The following is a 1,016-nucleotide window of genomic DNA, read 5'->3' as shown; positions in this document are numbered from 1 at the left end:
GCCGACGGGCGCAACCCGTCCGTGTCCACCGTGGTGGACGGGCTGCTGGCGCTGATGACCTCCATGGGCAACGAGCTGACCACGCCCGACGAGGTAGACCAGGACGCGGCGGCGTTCCTCGCGGAAACGGAGTCGCTGCCCTTGGCGCCGCGGGCGCGCACCGAATTCACCAAGAAGCTGCGCGGATGGCGCGCGACCCAGGAGGAACGCCGCGCATACCTGCCGCTGGCCCGGGCCCTCAACGAGGAGCTGCGGGCGCGCGGGGTCGTCACGTTTAATGAGCAGATGTCGGTCGCCGCCAAGCTGGCGCGCGACCACCAGGGCGTGGGCAAGGCGCAGCGCCAGCGCTTCCGCGTGGTCATGCTGGACGAGTACCAGGACACCTCACACGCCCAGCGCGTGCTACTGCGCAACCTGTTCGGGCAGGGCTCGGACCCAGACCTCACCGTGACCGCCGTCGGCGACCCGATGCAGGCCATCTACGGCTGGCGCGGGGCCACCGCAGCCAACCTCCAGGCCTTCGTCCACGATTTCCCGGCCGCGGGCGGCGCACCCGCGCCGAAGAAGCAGCTGACCACGTCCTGGCGCAACCCGCCGGAGGTCCTCGCGCTGGCAAACAGCATCTCCGACGCGGTCCTCGGGCGCGGGGACAACCGCGCCGTCGCGCCGCTGGCGGCCCGCCCCGGGGCGCAAGCAGGCGAGGTCGCGCTCGGCTTCTTCGCCACCAACAAGGAGGAACTCGCGTTCGTGGCGGACAACCTGGCCGCCCAATACGCACAGTGCGCGCGGGACGAAGCGCCGTTTTCCGCCGCCGTGCTGGTGCGCAAGAACCGGCACTCCGCCGAGGTAGCGGAGGCGCTCGGGGCGCGCGGCGTGCCCTTCGAAATCGTCGGCGTGGGCGGGCTGCTGGACATCCCTGAAGTCGCCGACACCCTCGCGGTGGCCACGATGCTGGTGCGGCCCGCGGACTCGGCAGCCGCGCTGCGCATCCTCGGCGGCCCCGCCGTCGGCCTGGG

1 protein-coding gene is annotated in these 1,016 nt (G+C 72.4%); it reads left to right on the top strand.

What is annotated here, in order from left to right; all coding sequences use genetic code 11:
* Nucleotides 1–1,016, top strand: a 1,016-nt coding sequence (locus EAW56_RS12465; RefSeq protein WP_147453342.1) for a UvrD-helicase domain-containing protein, incomplete at both ends; no start/stop codon positions are given.

It is taken from the genome of Corynebacterium gottingense, from assembly GCF_003693265.1.
Lineage (GTDB): Bacteria > Actinomycetota > Actinomycetes > Mycobacteriales > Mycobacteriaceae > Corynebacterium > Corynebacterium gottingense.
Note: the sequence above shows the minus strand (reverse complement) of the source record. Positions and strands in the feature narration are given on the sequence as shown.